The organism is Neisseria sp. 23W00296, from assembly GCF_044772855.1.
In the GTDB taxonomy this organism is placed as follows: Bacteria; Pseudomonadota; Gammaproteobacteria; order Burkholderiales; family Neisseriaceae; genus Neisseria.
The window spans coordinates 1,917,522-1,931,708 of the sequence record NZ_CP173024.1 but is presented as its reverse complement, the minus strand read 5'-3'; the positions used below and the strand labels follow the sequence as shown (position 1 = coordinate 1,931,708).

16 protein-coding genes and 1 pseudogene are annotated in these 14,187 nt (G+C 58.5%); 9 read left to right on the top strand and 8 right to left on the bottom strand.

Annotated elements, in window-relative coordinates; translation table 11 throughout:
- Positions 1–73: 73 nt before the first annotated feature.
- Entirely contained in the window at positions 74–562 is a 489-nt protein-coding gene (locus tag ACG2K1_RS09635) for a hypothetical protein (RefSeq protein ID WP_395429093.1), read from the bottom strand.
- A gap of 217 nt (positions 563–779) precedes the next feature.
- Positions 780–1,468 (bottom strand): annotated as a pseudogene (locus ACG2K1_RS09630) (IS5 family transposase); the annotation flags it as partial.
- A 124-nt stretch (positions 1,469–1,592) separates the two neighbouring features.
- Here ACG2K1_RS09630 and waaA point away from each other — a divergent pair.
- Complete coding sequence (gene waaA, locus ACG2K1_RS09625; RefSeq protein ID WP_395429092.1) at positions 1,593–2,849, top strand: lipid IV(A) 3-deoxy-D-manno-octulosonic acid transferase; 1,257 nt, start codon at positions 1,593–1,595, stop codon at positions 2,847–2,849.
- A 342-nt stretch (positions 2,850–3,191) separates the two neighbouring features.
- On the opposite strand, the gene ACG2K1_RS09620 is transcribed toward waaA, so the two are convergent.
- Genes ACG2K1_RS09620 through ACG2K1_RS09600 form a run of 5 tightly spaced genes read right to left on the bottom strand, consistent with a single transcriptional unit; the run spans position 3,192 to position 5,963 of the window.
- Positions 3,192–3,938 (bottom strand): peptidyl-prolyl cis-trans isomerase, encoded by a 747-nt coding sequence (locus ACG2K1_RS09620; RefSeq protein ID WP_395429091.1) that lies wholly within the window; start codon positions 3,936–3,938, stop codon positions 3,192–3,194.
- A gap of 16 nt (positions 3,939–3,954) precedes the next feature.
- On the bottom strand, positions 3,955–4,827 hold the full coding sequence (locus ACG2K1_RS09615) for a peptidyl-prolyl cis-trans isomerase (protein WP_395429090.1): 873 nt from the start codon (positions 4,825–4,827) through the stop codon (positions 3,955–3,957).
- 21 nt (positions 4,828–4,848) lie between these two features.
- Positions 4,849–5,112 carry a BolA family transcriptional regulator gene (locus tag ACG2K1_RS09610; protein ID WP_009425452.1) on the bottom strand — a complete coding sequence of 88 codons (264 nt, stop codon included), beginning with the start codon at positions 5,110–5,112 and terminating at the stop codon, positions 4,849–4,851.
- Positions 5,113–5,122: 10 nt separating this feature from the next.
- Positions 5,123–5,419 carry a YciI family protein gene (locus ACG2K1_RS09605; RefSeq protein WP_009425451.1) on the bottom strand — a complete coding sequence of 99 codons (297 nt, stop codon included), beginning with the start codon at positions 5,417–5,419 and terminating at the stop codon, positions 5,123–5,125.
- On the bottom strand, positions 5,412–5,963 hold the full coding sequence (locus ACG2K1_RS09600; protein WP_036495635.1) for a septation protein A: 552 nt from the start codon (positions 5,961–5,963) through the stop codon (positions 5,412–5,414). Before ACG2K1_RS09600 ends, ACG2K1_RS09605 begins: the two co-directional genes overlap by 8 nt.
- Positions 5,964–6,224: 261 nt before the next feature.
- On the opposite strand from ACG2K1_RS09600, the gene ACG2K1_RS09595 reads away from it, so the two are divergent.
- The 8 genes from ACG2K1_RS09595 (at position 6,225) to ACG2K1_RS09560 (ending at position 13,599) form a co-directional block, all read left to right on the top strand.
- On the top strand, positions 6,225–9,083 hold the full coding sequence (locus tag ACG2K1_RS09595; protein ID WP_157697534.1) for a FimV/HubP family polar landmark protein: 2,859 nt from the start codon (positions 6,225–6,227) through the stop codon (positions 9,081–9,083).
- Between the two features lie 339 nt (positions 9,084–9,422).
- Positions 9,423–9,881, top strand: a complete 459-nt coding sequence (locus ACG2K1_RS09590) for a DoxX family protein (RefSeq protein ID WP_009425447.1) — start codon at positions 9,423–9,425, stop codon at positions 9,879–9,881.
- Positions 9,882–10,021: 140 nt separating this feature from the next.
- On the top strand, positions 10,022–10,327 hold the full coding sequence (locus tag ACG2K1_RS09585; RefSeq protein ID WP_395429089.1) for a hypothetical protein: 306 nt from the start codon (positions 10,022–10,024) through the stop codon (positions 10,325–10,327).
- A gap of 120 nt (positions 10,328–10,447) precedes the next feature.
- On the top strand, positions 10,448–11,305 hold the full coding sequence (locus tag ACG2K1_RS09580) for a DUF692 domain-containing protein (protein ID WP_395429088.1): 858 nt from the start codon (positions 10,448–10,450) through the stop codon (positions 11,303–11,305).
- Positions 11,286–12,038 carry a putative DNA-binding domain-containing protein gene (locus ACG2K1_RS09575; protein ID WP_395429087.1) on the top strand — a complete coding sequence of 251 codons (753 nt, stop codon included), beginning with the start codon at positions 11,286–11,288 and terminating at the stop codon, positions 12,036–12,038. The genes ACG2K1_RS09580 and ACG2K1_RS09575 overlap by 20 nt, the downstream gene beginning before the upstream one ends.
- Complete coding sequence (locus ACG2K1_RS09570) at positions 12,035–12,622, top strand: sigma-70 family RNA polymerase sigma factor (RefSeq protein ID WP_395429086.1); 588 nt, start codon at positions 12,035–12,037, stop codon at positions 12,620–12,622. Before ACG2K1_RS09575 ends, ACG2K1_RS09570 begins: the two co-directional genes overlap by 4 nt.
- 285 nt (positions 12,623–12,907) lie before the next feature.
- Positions 12,908–13,084 carry a zf-HC2 domain-containing protein gene (locus ACG2K1_RS09565; protein ID WP_157058108.1) on the top strand — a complete coding sequence of 59 codons (177 nt, stop codon included), beginning with the start codon at positions 12,908–12,910 and terminating at the stop codon, positions 13,082–13,084.
- A 17-nt stretch (positions 13,085–13,101) separates the two neighbouring features.
- Positions 13,102–13,599, top strand: coding sequence for a hypothetical protein (locus tag ACG2K1_RS09560; protein WP_402836958.1), 498 nt, complete (start codon positions 13,102–13,104; stop codon positions 13,597–13,599).
- Here the strand turns inward: ACG2K1_RS09560 and ACG2K1_RS09555 are convergent.
- Complete coding sequence (locus tag ACG2K1_RS09555; protein WP_395428676.1) at positions 13,521–14,102, bottom strand: TetR/AcrR family transcriptional regulator; 582 nt, start codon at positions 14,100–14,102, stop codon at positions 13,521–13,523. The two genes, ACG2K1_RS09560 and ACG2K1_RS09555, sit on opposite strands and share 79 nt — an antisense overlap.
- Positions 14,103–14,187 lie beyond the last annotated feature (85 nt).

Here is a 14,187-nt window from a genome sequence, read left to right as displayed (position 1 = left end):
TTTCTCCTTGTTTGATATGCATTTCGCAGCTTACGCCGCCGCAAAACCAATTGCAAGCAATTCCCAAAACCTTTCAGGCTGCCTGACTGTTTCCAATCAGGCAGCCTGAAAGGTCTGCTGCGGTTTCTGCCGGTCTAAACTCATCCTGAACAATGCTCTGCCGGAAATTGTACATATTGACGATTTGATGGTGGGCAAGTCCGTCGTTGGCGATGTCGCCTGCATCTGCAATAGCAAGGTCATATGTCCCCTTGGAACCTTTTATAGCAAAAACATATTCTTTTGTAGTCTTGTCTTGGAACAGGGTTGCCGAAAATCCAAAATCGGATTTGGAATACGGCCGATCTGTGCTTGCCGGATGATTTTCGTCCGTGCAATGGTCAATAACGTTGTATCTGTCAGCAATATATTTGGCTATTCCGCTTTTTGTCTTACCGTTATCATCCCCTTCATTTTTAATTGCTTTCTCAATTTTGGATTTGTTATCTGCTGAAAGTTCCAATCCAAAAAAGTCAGTATAACTGGCTTCTGTCAATACCATGTAGTTTTCAATGTTTTTCATTGTTAAGCTCCTATTTAAAATTAATTTGTCTGATCTTTATACAAATGTAATAAATCACCTTCATCCATCTTGCTTTCGCAATTCGGAATACTGTCTATCCGAGACCTTTGCAAAAAAGCCCTTCCTTCGACAGCCGGAACCTAAACAAAGATTTTCGGCTGTTTTCGCCCCAAATCACTCCTAATTCTACCCAAATACCCCCTTAATCCTCCCCGGATATCCCTTCCAGCAAAGGCGACAGATGGTTACACTCATGAGTATTGGCGGGGGTAATGTGCAGTTTCTCGATATAGCCTTCCTCATCGGTACGGGTATGTTGTTTGTAACCGAGTTTGTAGAGGCCGTTTTTCTTTGTCCAACGGGCATCGCTGTCTTTGCTCGGTGTGGTTTGACCGCTGACTTGTCCTTCCTCGTCGACTTCTATGGCCTGACGCTGTTTGCTGCCGGAGGTCTGAATAATGGTGGCGTCAACGACGGCGGCGGATGCTTTCTCTACTTTTAGGCCTTTTTCGGTCAGTTGGTAGTTAATCAGTTCCAGCAGTTCGGACAGGGTGTCGTCTTGCGCCAGCCAGTTGCGGTAGCGGCATAAGGTGCTGTAATCGGGGATGCTCAGTTCGTCAAAACGGCAAAACGGCAAAACAGGTTGAAGTCGATGCGGGTGATGAGGCTGTGTTCGAGCTCGGGATCGGAGAGGCTGTGCCATTGTCCGAGCAGGACGGCTTTGAACATGGATAGCAGGGGATAGGCGGGACGGCCGCGGTGGTCTCTAAGGTAACGGGTTTTTTGACGATTCAGGTACTGTTCGATCGGCTGCCAATCAATCACCTGATCCAACTTCAATAGTGGGAAGCGGTCGATGTGTTTGGCAATCATGGCTTGTGCGGTTTGCCGGAAGAAGGTGCTCATGGAAAATCCCCTAAATGTCTTGGTGGTAATTTAGGGGATTTTGGGGGGATTTTGCAAAGGTCTCAGCGTGGCTTCAACGAAGTTAAAAGCTACAATACGCTTTTGTTCAGACGGCCTCTTCCTAATGTTGCTCTCCTTTCTCTACCGCATCCTGTGGCGCATCGCGCCGCCGCTGATCCGCCGCTATCTGCGCCGCCGCGCGCGCAAAAATCCCGCCTATCTCGAACATTGGGGCGAGCGCTTCGGCGTGCCGCATCCCGCGCCTGTGCGGAATCCGATTTGGCTGCACGCGGTGTCGGTCGGCGAAACCCGCGCCGCCGCGCCGCTGCTGGCCGCGCTGCGCCGCCGTTTTCCCGACGCGCCGCTGCTGCTGACACAAATGACGCCCACCGGCCGCGCCGCCGCCGAAAGCCTGTATCCCGACGCGCAATGCCGCTATCTGCCTTACGACAAGCCCGAATACGTCGCGCAGTTTCTTGCCGAACACCGGCCGCGTTTGGGCATTCTGATGGAAACGGAAATCTGGCCGCACTTGGCCGCCGCCTGCGCCGCGCAAGGCGTTCCCCTGTTTCTCGCCAACGCCCGCCTGTCGGAAAAATCGCTGCGCGGCTACCAAAAAGCCGCTTCCCTTATCCGCCCCGCCATGCAGTCGCTCGCGGGCTGCTACGCGCAGAGTGAGGCCGATGCAGGCCGTCTGAAAAGCCTCGGTGCGGCTGCTCCCGTGGTGTGCGGCAACACCAAATACGACATCGCGCCGCCGACCGGGCAGCTCGCTTTGGGCGCACAGTTCCGCGCACTGGCGGGCGGGCGCAAGGTGCTGGTGTGCGGCAGCACGCGTTTTTACCACGGCGAAGACGAAGCGGCTTTGCTGCTGCGCGCGTGGCGGGAATACCGCGGCGATGCGCTGCTGGTTGTCGTGCCGCGCCATCCCGAACGCTTCGACGACGCGTTTCAGACGGCCTTATCGCTCGGTTTCCGTACGCAGCGGCGCAGCAGCGGACAGGCCATAGCTGCCGACACGCAGGTGTGGATAGGCGACAGCATGGGCGAGCTTTACGCCTATTACGCGATGGCCGACGCGGTATTTGTCGGCGGCAGCCTGGTGGACAGCGGCTGTCAAAACCCCATCGAGCCGATGGCTTGCGGCAAGCCCGTGATGTTTGGTTTTTCCACCTACAACTTCGCCGCCGTCTGCGCCGAGGCGCTGGCGGCAGGCGCGGCGCATCAGGTGGCGGACGCGGAAGAATGGCTGGACACGGCGCGGCAGTGGCTGGACGGTGAATCCGGACGCGCGCCCTTCGCCGCCCGTGCCGCCGGCTTTGTCGCGCGGCATCGGGGGGCGAGCGAAAAAATAGCGGAGCTGGTGGCGGAGGCCGTCTGAATCTGAAAGGGCAAGAGGCCGTCTGAAAGGGAATGTTCAGACGGCCTCTTGCTGTTTTGGCAGGACGTCGTACGGCGTCGTACGCGGGTTTTAGGGCGGATGGGGCGCTTGTGTTGTCGGGACGTGGGTTTCAGACGGCCTTTGTGCGGATGGCAGGCATCGCATGGAACGTGTGCACCGCTTGGGCTGGAACCTCCTGCGTATGGTTTCAGACGGCCTTTTGTCGTTTTGGCAGGACGTCGCGCGGTGATGTGCACGGGTTTGGTGTTTTGCGGGAAAGCGTGCGGGGAAACAAGGCCGTCTGAAAAACGGGTTTCAGACGGCCTTTTGCCTGCGGCAGATTTACATTTCGATGCCGTGTTCTTTGAGCAGGGCGGCGATTTTTTCCTGCGTTTTTCGCTGTTTGAGCAGGGCGGCGATTTGGTCTTTGAGCTGGTCGAAAGGAGGGGCGTCGGCGGCCTGTTCGACGGCGGCGATTTTCAGCAGGTAGAAGCCGCCTTGGAAGGGGACGGGCTTGCGGCTGATTTCGCCGCGCTGCATGGGGGCGGCTGCGGCGGCCAGTTCGGGCGGCAGTTCGGCCAGGGCGACGGGTTTGGCAAGCTGCGCCTGCGCGGGGTTGGGGTGGTGCTCCATCAGTTTTTCGAAGCTGAGGCCTTTGAGCAGCAGCTGTTGGGCGGCGAGGGCTTCGGCTTCGGTGGGGAAGCCGACTTGTTGCAGTTTGACGGCGCGGGTCTGTTCGGCGTAGGCGGCGCGCAGTTCGGCGTCGTCTACGGTGACGGTGGCGGCGAGGTGGTCGGCGTATTGGTCGGCGTAAAATCGGGCTTCGGTGTTTTGCCAGCGGGCGCGGACTTCGGGTTGTTTGTCGAGTCCGGCTTTGAGGGCTTCGGCTTTGAGGACTTCGTCGGCGGCCAGGCTTTTTTCGATTTGGGCACGGATGTCGGCAGGGGGCTCGCCCGCGCCTTCGGGCGCCATTTCGGTCATTTGTTTGAGGAGGACGTCGATGCGGGCGCCGTCGATTTTGGGGGCGGCCGCGGCGGCGATGCCGGCGGCGGCCAGGGCGATGAAGGTGAGCAGCGGTTTGTGTTTCATGGTGTGTCCTGTGGGTTTATTTGGCCGGGGTGATGGTGGCTTTTTGGTAGAGGCTGCCGACGGCGTTTTCGAGTTTCTGCTGCATCATGTTTTGGGTGATGCCGGCTTTGACTTGGTCGAAGGCGGGAATCTGCATGGGGCGGCGGTCGTTGATGTAGAAGACGCCGTATACGCCGTTGCCGTTGACGGGTGTGGCGGTGAACTGGCCTTTTTTCAGGTCTTTGACGGCGGCGTAAACGGGCGGCGCGGCTTTTTCGAGGTCTTTGAGGGCGTCGTATTCGCTGTTGATGCCGCCGTTTTGTTTGGCTGCGGGGTCGACGGAGTATTTGCGGGCGGTGTCGGCGAAGGGTTTTTTCGCTTTCAGGTCTTTAACAGCTTGTTCGGCATCCGCTTTTTTCGGGGTCATGATTTCGCCGAGTTGGATTTGTTCGCTGCCTTTGTAGTAGGCCTGCATTTCGTCGTAGGTTTTGCGGGCGTCGGCTTCGCTGACGGGCTGTGTTTGGACGATGTGGGCGGCGAAGGCTTGGTTGAGCAGCTCGTTTTGGAAGTCTTCCCATTGTTGTTTGAAGCCGGCTTTTTTGTCGTCGCCGGCTTTTTGCGCGGCTTTGCGGGCGTTTTCGGAGGCGGTTTTGAATTCGGCGCTCTGGTCGAGTTTCAGACGGCGTGCTTCTTGGGCAACCAATATGCGGGTGACGGTGTCGCCGAGCAGTTCGTCGCGGATTTCGGGGCCGTCGGGGACTTTGGGGTTTTGTGCGCGGATGAGTTTGACCTGGCGGTCGATTTCGCTGCTGTCGATTTTGGTGCCGTTTACCGTTACCAGGGTTTGCGCGGCCAGGCTGCCGGAGAGGGCGGTGATGAGCAGTGCTTGGGCAATGTGGGTTTTTTTCATGGTTTTCTCGCTTTGGGTGGGTCAGTTGAAAAATTCGTCGGGGGTGAGGGCGCGGATGGCGAGGGCGTGGATGCGGCCGGCTTTGAAGAGGGCGTCGAGCGGTTCTTTGACCATGCGCTGGCGTTGAAGGCGGGGCAGGCTTTCGAAAGCGGCGCTGACAATAAGGACGCGGTAGTGGCCGCCGCCTGTGTTGCCGGCGTGCCCCGCGTGGAGGTGGCTTTCGTCGGCAAATTCGAATACGTCGGGATGCAGGTGCTGCAAGGCCGTCTGAATTTCCTGTTCCATGCCCGCTCCGTTATTTGAAAACGGCCTTGTAGGGCTTGATGAGCATTTCGGCGTAAACGCCCGCTTCGACGTAGGGGTCTTGTTCCGCCCATTCCTGCGCGGCATCGAGCGAATCGAAGGCGGCGATAATCAGGCTGCCGGAAACGCTGTCGGGATCGTCGGGCATGGGATTGGGGCCGGCGGTGAGCAGGCGGCCTTCGGCTTGGAGCTGTTCCAGCCGCGCCAGATGGGCGGGGCGGGCTTGGGCGCGGGCTTCGCGCACGTCTTCGTCGTCGGTGGCCAAGAGCATGTAGTATTGTTCAGTCATTTTTTTGTTCCTGCGTGAGGTGGCGGCTCAGGTAGATGCCCTGCGCCAGAAAGAAAAGAAACATCAGGGTGGTGGAACCGAAGAATTTGTAGTTGTTCCAAACGGCTTCGCGTTCGGCGGTAAAGGGGTAGGCGACGGCGAGGTTGATGGCGCCCATCGCGGCCAGAAAGGCAATCCATGCGGCTGTGAGCTTTTTCCATACCGCGTCGGGCAGCTCGATTTCCTTGCCCAAGAGGGCGCGCAGGCCGTTTTTCTTCATCAGCGCCGCTGCCGCCATCGCCGCCGCGCCGCACCAAAAGAGCAGGGTGGGTTTCCACATGATGAAGGTGCGGTCGCCCGTGAGGATGGTTGCGCCGCCGAAGACGACTATCAGCAGCAGGCTCAGCCACTGCATGGTTTCGAGACGGCGGAATTTCCACCATAAAAACGCCGCCTGGGCGATGCCTGCGGCAACGGCGACGGCTGTCGCCCAAATAATGTTTTTGGTGAGGATGTAGGTCAGGAAAAAAAGAATGACGGCAATCAGGTCGGTTGCTGCTTTCATGTGCAAAAACGGCGGCAAAATGAAAACCGCCATCATACAGACCCGCGCTTCTTTTTGCACCTGTTTTGGCCGCCGCCGAAACGGAAAAACGGCCGTTCGACAAAGATACGTGTGCAAACAATCGCATGATAGCCACATGAAAAAGGCATAAGCGTCATTTTTACCGTGTTAAATTTGGCAAGAATGTGCAATCAAAGCTATGATACGCGGCTGTAAAAGCCACGCGGCCGCAATCGCGCCGCAGTCAAAGAGGGATGAATTTTGAAAGCGAACAGTAAAATTAAGCTGATAGCGTTGTCCGTATCGCTGTTGGCATCATCGGGAGCCCCGGCCGCGCTGGGCGGGCTGCGCGTCAATTCCGGTTTGGGCGAACCGTTTTCCGGCACCGTCACCATCACCGGCAAAGAAGCCAAAGAGCTGCTCAAAGGCACCAAGCCCGCCTTTTCAGACGGCCGTCTGAAAGCCAACGTGCGCAAATCGGGCAACGATGCCGTGGTCAGCCTCAGCTCCGCTGCCGCGATCAAAGATCCCGTTATCGTCTTCCAAATGAGCGTCAAAGGCCAGTCGCGCCAGTACACCGCCGTGCTTGACCCCGCCAGCCCGAAAGCGAAAGCCGCCGTGGCGGCGCAGGCGAAAAAGGACGAGAAAAAAGAAGAGGCGGCCAAGCCCGCACGCGAAGAGCAAAGCAAAGCGAAAGAAGAAGCCGCAGCCAAGAAAGAGAAGGCTGCCGAGGCTGCCAAAGCACAGAAGCCGTCTGAAAAACCGGCCGAGCCCAAGCAGGCCGAAGCGAAAACGGCAGAACCCGGCCGCCACACCGTTCAGTCGAACGAAACCCTCTTTATCATTGCCGACCAGCTGCGGCCGGACAATATGTCGCCCGATCAGGCCGTGCGTGCCCTGATTAAAGCCAATCCGAAAAAACTCGGCGGCAATCCCAACCGCCTCCTTGCCGGTACGGTGCTGACCCTGCCTGCCGGTTTCAAACCGTCTTCGGCCATGTCCGCCGTGCCGTCTGAAAATGCCGAAGCGGCAAAAGCACCTGTCGAAAAAGCCAAACCCCAACCGGAAGCGCCCAAGCCGGAAGCTGCGCCCGAAGCGGCCAAACCCGAGCCCGAAACCGTCCCCGACGAAGCGGAAAACAGCGCAATGCCGCCGCAGGAACAGGATGCGCAGACTTCCGAACCTGCTCCCGCCCCTGTCGGCGAAGACACGCAAAACGAGCAGCCCGCCGCTCCCGCGCAGACGCAAGAGCCTGTTGAAGAAGAAGGCGAGGGCGGAAGCTTCCTGTGGAAATGGGTGCTGGCAGGCGGCCTCGGTCTGACCGTTCTGCTGCTGCTGGCCAAGCTGCTGCTCGGCCGTAAATCCGCGTCGAAAACCGCTGCGGCGGAAGACGAAGAATCGCCTTTCGACCAGCAGGACGGCATCCGCCTGCACCAGCCTGTTGCCAAACCCGAAAAACCGAAAGCGCCGATTACCAAAAACCAGGCAGCGGAAAACGAATTTATCGACGACGATATCGAAGACGATATCGTATTCTTCGACAACGCCGAGAGCGGCCCGATCGAAAGCGCGGCCGATTTTGATCTGAACCTCGGCGCACTCGATCTCGATCAGCAGCAGGTTGGTATCATGAGCAGCGCGGTGACCGACGACGAAGAAACCCGCCGCCGCGCCAATGCCGACTGGGACAGCATCGAGTCGACCGAAAGCGTGTTCGAGCCCGACGAATTTGCAGTCAAAAAAACCGAGCCCGCGCCGCAGCCTGCCGCGCCTGCGCCCGCAGCGGCCGAACCTGCCGCAGTAGCAGTAGAAGAAGTTGTTTTTGCAGAACCCGCAGCAGACATCGCCGCGCCGCAGGCTTTCGAACCCGAGGCCGAAGCGTTTGCGGTGCAAACCGCAGCGGCAGAGGAAGAGCCCGCCGCCGTTTCTTGGGCGACTGCCGAATTTGCCCGCCCCGAAACCGCGCTTGAAGCCGAGCCGCCCGCATTTGCCGCCGAACCCGTTGCCGATGTTGGCGTCACCGTAGAAGAAACCGTTTCTTGGGCGGGTACGGGCGGCATCGCAGCTGAAGAAGAGCCTTTGGCGTTTGCCGTTGAAGAGTTTGCCGTCGAGCCGCAGGCTGCGGCAGAGCCCGCACCCGCTGCGTTTGTTGGGGAAACGGTTCAGACGGCCTCAGCCGACGAAGCCGCGCCGCTGGATTTCGATTTCGAAAGCGTGGCAATCGCGCCTGCTGCCGAAGTGCCGGAAACTATTGAAACACCTGTTGCCGAACCCGAGCCGTTTGCTGCCGCCGAGCCCGCTTTGGATTTTGCGCCGCCAAGCGAAACGCTTGAAGCCGCGTTCCCGAATGAAGCGGCGGAGGCTGTGGAAACCGTTGTCGTTGAAGAACCTGCGCTTGCGTTCGATATGCAGGAAGTGTCGTTTGACGCGGTTGAAGCGCCTGCCGAGCCTGTTCAGACGGCCGATCAGCCCGCAGCGGATCTGTCGGACTTCGGCCTTGTCGATACTGCGGAAACTATCGCACCCGCGGCCGACCTGTCGGGATTCGATGTTGCGGAAACCGTGGAAACCGTTGCGCCCGCAGCCGATTTGCCCGATTTCGGCCTAGTTGAAACCGTGAAAGCCGCGGCACCTGTCGGCGATTTTGCCGCGTTTGCCGAGCCCGAACCTGCGGCGGAAGTTGCTCTGCAGATCGAGCCGGAAGCCGTCGGTGTGGCCGAAGCCGAGCCTTTGGCCGATCCGTTTGCCGCTGCCGAATTGGCGGCCGAACCCGTTGCCGAAGCGCCGCAGGCTCCCGCCGGCGATTGGCAGGACGATGCGGAAATCGGCTTGGCCGACACGGTTACTTTCGACGACGCCCAGCTTGAAAGCGCCGACGATCTGGTTATCGACTGGGGCAGCCTGGATGCCGCACAAGCCGCCAGCGAAGACAAGCCCGCGTTTGTTTCCGAGTCTGTCGGCATGACCGCGCCCTTGGAAGCCAAATACGAATTGGCCGAGATGTATATCGAAATCGGCGACCCCGATGCGGCGCGCGAAACGCTGTACGAGCTGATTGAAGAGTCCTCCGGCGAAATCCAGGCCAAATCGAAAGCGCTGCTGGCCGGTATCGGCGGCTGATGCCTTTGCCCGAATGAATAAGCAAGCCCGAACGCAATGTTCGGGCTTTTTTTGTTTGGGGCGGATACGGTTTGGTGACGCGCTCGTTTGCCGTTTTGCGGGCAAGAGGCCGTCTGAAAATCTGTCATGCTGCTGTTTGTTATGGTTTGAACGGCGGCATTTTTATTTTGTTTTTGTTTTGCTGTTTGTCCGTCTGTTTTCCTGTGGGCAGGAAATCAAACAATATTTCTTTTTATTCATTTGCTTGATTTCTTGTTGTAAAAAATTTGCTGATGTGCCGTAAGGATTCGGCGGTATGGCCGTCTACTCGTGTATGATGTGACGAAAAGGATATTTGCAATGAAACAAACTTGTTTGTGCCGCAGTACGCAGGGATTGGGGCAGGGCGTTGCGCTGCTGGCGCTGCGTCTGTTTGCCGCCTACGAGTTCGGAGAAGCGGGCTTGGAAAAATGGCGCGGCGAAAACTGGTTTGCCGACATCCGCGAGGCGTTTCCGTTTCCTTTCGATCTGCTGCCTGCCGGTTTGAGCTGGAATCTGGCGATGGGTGCGGAGCTGCTGGTGCCGCTGCTGCTGGTGTTCGGCCTGTTTACGCGCTTGGGTGCGGCGGCTTTGATGGTGCTGACGGCGGTGGCTTGGTATGCGGTGCACGCGGGCAACGGCTACAACGTCTGCGACAACGGTTACAAAATGGCTGTGGTTTATCTGATTCTGCTGCTGCCGCTGCTGTTGCAGGGTGCGGGCAGGTTCTCGCTCGATGCGCTGCTGGCGCGGCGCAGGCAGGCGGCAGACAAGCCGTAAAGAATACAGGCCGTCTGAAAAGGGGCGCAAAGCGGTTGCACTTCGTTGAGGCTTCTTTCAGACGGCCTGCACAGGCTGCCGGCCTTCTCCGGCATACGTTCGCTTTTTTCGTTTTTAATTTTTATTTCAGGAGTATGACCATGAAAAAAACTTCTTCTTTGGCCGCTTTGGCCGGTGCATTGGCATTGTTGGGCAGCCAGGCTGCCGTGGCGCACGACGGCCGCGCGGTTCAGGGTGAGGCGGCTGTGAAAACCGCTGCCAAAAAATCTGCCGAAGGCGCTTGCGGCGAAGGCAAATGCGGCGCTGCGGCAACTGCTAAAAGCAAAGCCGCCGAAGGCAAGTGCGGCGAGGGCAAATGCGGTGCCGCGAAAAAACAGGCGAAAAAGCCGGTGAAAGCCAAAGCCGCCGAAGGCAAGTGCGGCGAAGGCAAATGTGGCAGCAAATAAGCTGACGGAGGCCGTCTGAAAGATGGAAACGGCCTTTCAGACGGCCTCAATCCGAGTATGTTTATCCCAAGCCGCCGTAAGCGGTTTGCAGTAAGCATGTTTGACAGTCAGGAGACCAAAATGAATGTTTTGCAAGGCGCCGGACTCGGCTACAAGCGCAGCATGGCGGTGGATTTCCGCCACCGTCTGCCCGATATCGACGGCATCAACTTCATCGAAGCCGCCCCCGAAAACTGGCTGCGGATGGGCGGTGCGGCGCGGCGCGATTTCGACAGCGTGGCCGAACGTTTTCCGCTTGCCTGCCACGGCCTGTCGCTGTCGCTGGGCGGCCGCGATCCGCTGCGTATAGATTTTCTCAAACAGATTAAAGACTTTATCCGCCGCTACCGCATCGGCTTTTTTTCCGAGCACCTGAGCTATTGCGACCACAACGGCTTTGTTTACGACCTGCTGCCGCTGCCCTTCACCTGGGAAACGGTGCGCCACACCGCCGCACGCATCCGCACCGTGCAGGACGTGCTGGAAATGCGCATCGCCGTGGAAAACACCTCCTACTACGCGCACAGCCCGCTGGCCGAAATGAGCGAAGTCGAGTTTCTCAACGCCGTTGCCCGCGAGGCCGATTGCGACATCCATCTTGATGTGAACAATATTTACGTCAACGCCGTCAATCACGGCCTGCTCGCGCCGCGCGACTACATCGCCCAAGTGGACGCCGGCCGCGTCACCTATATGCACATGGCCGGACACGACCGCGAGGCCGCCGACCTGCTGATCGACACCCACGGCCAGCCCGTGTGCGACGATGTGTGGGACTTGTTCGCCGACGTCTGCCGCCGCCTGCCGCGCAGCGTGCCGACCCTGCTCGAACGCGACAACAACCTGCCGCCCTTCGCCGAACTCGAAGCCGAAGTCGCCCGCATTGCCGCCATCCAACAGCAAACCGAAAGGGAGCGCCGTGAACACCAAGCCGCATGAGAGGCCGTCTGAAAACCCCGCCGCCGCCTTCCAGGCCGCCTTCGCCGACCACGCCCGCGACGCCGCCCTGCCGCCGCCCGCAGGCATCGCCCCCGAGCGTCTGGCCGTCTACCGTCGCCTGCTGCTCAACAACCTGCGCGGCTTTCTCGAACTCTGTTTCAGCGGCAGCAGCGCCCTTATCGCCCCCGAAATGTGGCAGCGCCTGCAGGAACGCTTCCTAATCGAAGCACGGCCGCAGTCGCCGTTTTTCAACGATATTCCCAAACAGTTTCTCGACTACCTTGCCGCCAAGCCTGCGGAAGAAAGGCCGTCTGAAAACATCCTGCACATGATGGCCTTTGAAACCGACCTGCTGCACGCCGAAACCGCCGAACAGAAAGAGCCGCTGTCCGCATGGGACGCCGACACCGTCCTGCAATGGGCGGCGGGCGCGCGCCTGAAAGACTACCCCTGCGACTTCGTCTCCTCCGAGCTGGAAACCATCGACGAAGACACGCCCGCCGCCGTCCTCACTTGGCGCGACCCGAGCGGCACGGTATATTACCGCGCCCTCGACGGCGCCGACCGCTTCCTGCTCGCCCACTTCCAAGAAGCGCAAAGCGACACCGTCTCCTCCCTCGCCGCCAAACTGGCCGCACTTTCAGACGGCCTCGACAGCGCAACCCTCAACGGCCTGATTGCCGAATGGGTGGAAGCCGGCGTCTTACTTCCCGTGTCCGAACCCCCTTTATGACCCGAACCGACCCGCAAAACTTCGGCGGCGAACTCGCCGCCATGCGCCCCGACATCCTGCGCTTTGCCACCGTCCAGCTGCGCGACAAAACCCTGGCTGAAGACCTCGTTCAGGAAACCCTTGCCGCCGCCTGGGACAAACAAAGCCAGTTCGGCGGCAAGTCCGGCCTCAAAACCTGGGTGATGGCGATTTTGAAAAACAAAATCACCGACCACTTCCGCAGCAGCCGCACCACCCTCAGCCTCGACAGTCTGCAGGAAGAAAACGAAGCCATCGACCAAGCCTACCGCGCCTGCTTCGATGCAGACGGCCACTGGCTCGAATCCGCCAGCCCCGCCGCCTGGCACGAACCCGAAAGCAGCATCGAACAGCAGGACTTCTTCCGCATACTCGAACACTGCATGGACGGCCTGCCCGCCGACACCGCCCGCATCTTCTACCTACGCGAAGTGATGGGCATGGACGTCGACGAAATCTGCCGCGAGTTTGCCATCAGCAAAGACAACTGCTACGTCATCCTCCACCGCGCCCGCAACGGCCTGCGCCGCTGCCTGCAAATGCGCTGGTTCGACCTGCCCGCGTAAATATTTATAGCGAGTCAAAATGAAAAGAACGGCAGCAAGCCGCAGACAGTACAAGCAGTACGGCCAGGCGCAGCAACGCCGTAGGTTTTTTATTTTGACTCGCTAGGGGCTGTTGACATTCAGCTTGCGAGACGGTTTTTTGAGTAAAAAATGCCCGAATGCAAGGAAAAAAGCGCAGCAAGGTTGGACACCTTGCGAGCATTTTTGACGCGGCAGGCGGGTATTTTTTGCCAAAAACACCGCCGCAAGGCTGATTGTCAACAGACCCTAATAAAGGAAAAACCGATGCTCAAATGCCGCCAAGCCTGCCGTCTGCTCTCTGAGGCGCAAGACCGCCGCCTCACCCGCCGCGAACGCCTCGCCCTCGCCTACCATCTGTTTATCTGCGTCCACTGCCGCCGCTACCGCAAACAGCTCGCCTTTCTGCGCAACAATCTGAAAAGGTGGCAGAACAGGGATTAGGGCGTGCGGCAATCGGTTTGCGGGCGCGTTCCGCATCCGTGTTGCCGCAAAAAGGCCGTCTGAAAAACCTGCGAAGCAGGTTTTTCAGACGGCCTTTTTCAGACGGCCTTTTTCAGACGGCCTTTTTCAGACGGCCTTTTTCAGACGGCCTTTTTCAGACGGCCTTTTTCAGACGGCCTTTTTCAGACGGCCTTTTTCAGACGGCCTTTTTCAGACGGCCTTTTTCAGACGGCCTTTTTCAGACGGCCTTTTTCAGACGGCCTTTTTCAGACGGCCTTTTTCAGACGGCCTTTTTCAGACGGCCTTTTTCAGACGGCCTTTTTCAGACGGCCTTTTTCAGACGGCCTTTTTCAGACGGCCTTTTTCAGACGACGGCCTTTTCAGACGGCCTTTTTCAGACGGCCTTTTTCAGACGGCCTTTTTCAGACGGCCTTTTTCAGACGGCCTCACCCGCCAGTCCGTGCAGCAGCAGGCCGAGAATGTCCTGCGGCAGGCGTTGCGGCTCGGCGCTATAGCGCGGCAGCGTTTGCGCCTGTTCGGCCAATATGTCGGCGTGGCGGACGAACAGGCCGACCAGTTCGGCGGGAATGTCCGGACGTATCAGACCGCGTTGTTGCAGGGTGTGGAAGAAGCCGTGCAAAAAGACGTGCTTTTCTTCGTTTAATTCGCTGAAAAAACGCTCCAGCGCCAAATCGGTGTTGTCGGTCATGTCGCGCAAAAAGGCGGCGGAATACAGCTCGGCAAACGATTCGCGCTGCAGCCGCCAAAAGGTATCGGCAATGCTTTCCAATGTGCCGCATTGCGCCAATACGGCTTCCAATTCGGTGCGCACGCGGTTTTTCTGTTCGACAACCACCGCCTGCACGATGGCGCTTTTGCCGTTGAAATATTTGTAAAACGTCGGGCGGCTGACGGCGGCTTCGCGGCAGATTCTGTCAACGGATACGGCGGCAAAGCCGTGTTGGTGAAACAGTTGTCGGGCGGTGTCGGCGAGGATTTGCCGTTTGTTTGTGTTCATGTTTTTTGGCTTTCTCTGCAAATTTTTACGGCGGATTTTATGTTCAGACGGCCTGATGCCTCAAAACTATTCCTGATAAAGGCTT

Coding starts and splice junctions, on each gene's coding strand:
- ACG2K1_RS09555 (WP_395428676.1), bottom strand. CDS start 14,102: ATGAACACAAACAAACGGCAAATCCTCGCCGACACCGCCCGACAACTG.
- ACG2K1_RS09565 (WP_157058108.1), top strand. CDS start 12,908: ATGCTCAAATGCCGCCAAGCCTGCCGTCTGCTCTCTGAGGCGCAAGAC.
- ACG2K1_RS09580 (WP_395429088.1), top strand. CDS start 10,448: ATGAATGTTTTGCAAGGCGCCGGACTCGGCTACAAGCGCAGCATGGCG.
- ACG2K1_RS09615 (WP_395429090.1), bottom strand. CDS start 4,827: ATGAAAAAAACCCACATTGCCCAAGCACTGCTCATCACCGCCCTCTCC.
- ACG2K1_RS09610 (WP_009425452.1), bottom strand. CDS start 5,112: ATGGAACAGGAAATTCAGACGGCCTTGCAGCACCTGCATCCCGACGTA.
- ACG2K1_RS09605 (WP_009425451.1), bottom strand. CDS start 5,419: ATGACTGAACAATACTACATGCTCTTGGCCACCGACGACGAAGACGTG.
- ACG2K1_RS09600 (WP_036495635.1), bottom strand. CDS start 5,963: ATGAAAGCAGCAACCGACCTGATTGCCGTCATTCTTTTTTTCCTGACC.
- waaA (WP_395429092.1), top strand. CDS start 1,593: ATGTTGCTCTCCTTTCTCTACCGCATCCTGTGGCGCATCGCGCCGCCG.
- ACG2K1_RS09585 (WP_395429089.1), top strand. CDS start 10,022: ATGAAAAAAACTTCTTCTTTGGCCGCTTTGGCCGGTGCATTGGCATTG.
- ACG2K1_RS09620 (WP_395429091.1), bottom strand. CDS start 3,938: ATGAAACACAAACCGCTGCTCACCTTCATCGCCCTGGCCGCCGCCGGC.
- ACG2K1_RS09570 (WP_395429086.1), top strand. CDS start 12,035: ATGACCCGAACCGACCCGCAAAACTTCGGCGGCGAACTCGCCGCCATG.
- ACG2K1_RS09635 (WP_395429093.1), bottom strand. CDS start 562: ATGAAAAACATTGAAAACTACATGGTATTGACAGAAGCCAGTTATACT.
- ACG2K1_RS09590 (WP_009425447.1), top strand. CDS start 9,423: ATGAAACAAACTTGTTTGTGCCGCAGTACGCAGGGATTGGGGCAGGGC.